Annotated in this window: 2 tRNA genes and 2 rRNA genes; all 4 read right to left on the bottom strand. The window is 52.5% G+C overall.

From position 1 onward, the window contains the following. Positions 1–528: ribosomal RNA gene (locus OEL83_21150) — 23S ribosomal RNA — on the bottom strand; the annotation flags it as partial. Positions 529–753: 225 nt separating this feature from the next. Further along, positions 754–829, bottom strand: a tRNA-Ala gene (locus OEL83_21145). Between the two features lie 14 nt (positions 830–843). Beyond that, positions 844–920, bottom strand: a tRNA-Ile gene (locus OEL83_21140). 137 nt (positions 921–1057) lie between these two features. Next, positions 1058–1416, bottom strand: a 16S ribosomal RNA gene (locus OEL83_21135); the annotation flags it as partial.

The following is a 1416-nucleotide window of genomic DNA, read 5'->3' as shown; positions in this document are numbered from 1 at the left end:
TTTGTATGCATGCGGTTTCAGGATCTATTTCACTCCCCTCCCGGGGTTCTTTTCGCCTTTCCCTCACGGTACTGGTTCACTATCGGTCGATTACGAGTATTTAGCCTTGGAGGATGGTCCCCCCATATTCAGACAGGGTTTCACGTGCCCCGCCCTACTTGTCGCAAACTTAGTACCACGATCCTGTTTTCGCGTACGGGGCTATCACCCACTACGGCGACACTTTCCAGAGTCTTCCGCTAACAGATTCGCTATCACTTGCAGGCTATTCCCATTTCGCTCGCCACTACTTTGGGAATCTCGGTTGATTTCTTTTCCTCCGGCTACTTAGATGTTTCAGTTCACCGGGTTCGCCTCCACTGACCTATGTATTCAGTCAGGGATACTCCTTGCGGAGTGGGTTTCCCCATTCGGACATCTCTGGATCAAAGCTTCGTTGCCAGCTCCCCAGAGCTTTTCGCAGGCTTGCACGTCCTTCATCGCCTGTAATCGCCAAGGCATCCACCACATGCACTTAGTCGCTTGATCCTATAACTTTGAGGCCTCTTCCGAGGCAGTTATAAGCAACTCAGTTTGTGTTTGTATCGCGCTAGCTGTAACGCGATACGATGCAATCACAATGTATATCTGGCTTGGTTTCGGCTCCAGATATACAACCTTCTCCATTTTGTTAAAGAGCAAACAGCATTGACCAAGAGGTCAGACCTAAGCATCTGTGCTTACGTATGAGCTCTTGCAGACAACCCAAGGGGTTGGTGGAGGCAGACGGGATCGAACCGACGACATCCAGCTTGCAAAGCTGGCGCTCTCCCAACTGAGCTATGCCCCCGCCTGATGAAGCGTTGGTGGGTCAGGTAGGAATCGAACCTACGACCCCCGCCTTATCAAGACGGTGCTCTAACCGACTGAGCTACTGACCCAAACTTCTCTTATCGAAGGGTCAGTAGAGGACCCGGAGTCAGTACGCCTGCGCGCTACTCCTGCTCCTGGCCTTTCCCTCATGCTGTTACTTGAACAACCGATAGGTTGTAGATGCTTGGAGGATGCTTTTCTCTAGAAAGGAGGTGATCCAGCCGCACCTTCCGATACGGCTACCTTGTTACGACTTCACCCCAGTCATGAATCCTACCGTGGTAATCGCCCTCCTTACGGTTAGGCTAACTACTTCTGGTAGAACCCACTCCCATGGTGTGACGGGCGGTGTGTACAAGACCCGGGAACGTATTCACCGCGACATGCTGATCCGCGATTACTAGCGATTCCGACTTCACGCAGTCGAGTTGCAGACTGCGATCCGGACTACGATCGGCTTTCTGGGATTGGCTCCACCTCGCGGCTTGGCAACCCTCTGTACCGACCATTGTATGACGTGTGAAGCCCTACCCATAAGGGCCATGAGGACTTGACGTCATCCCC

It is taken from the genome of Desulforhopalus sp., assembly GCA_030247675.1.
Classification (GTDB): Bacteria; Desulfobacterota; Desulfobulbia; order Desulfobulbales; family Desulfocapsaceae; genus Desulforhopalus_A.
Note: the sequence above shows the minus strand (reverse complement) of the source record. Positions and strands in the feature narration are given on the sequence as shown.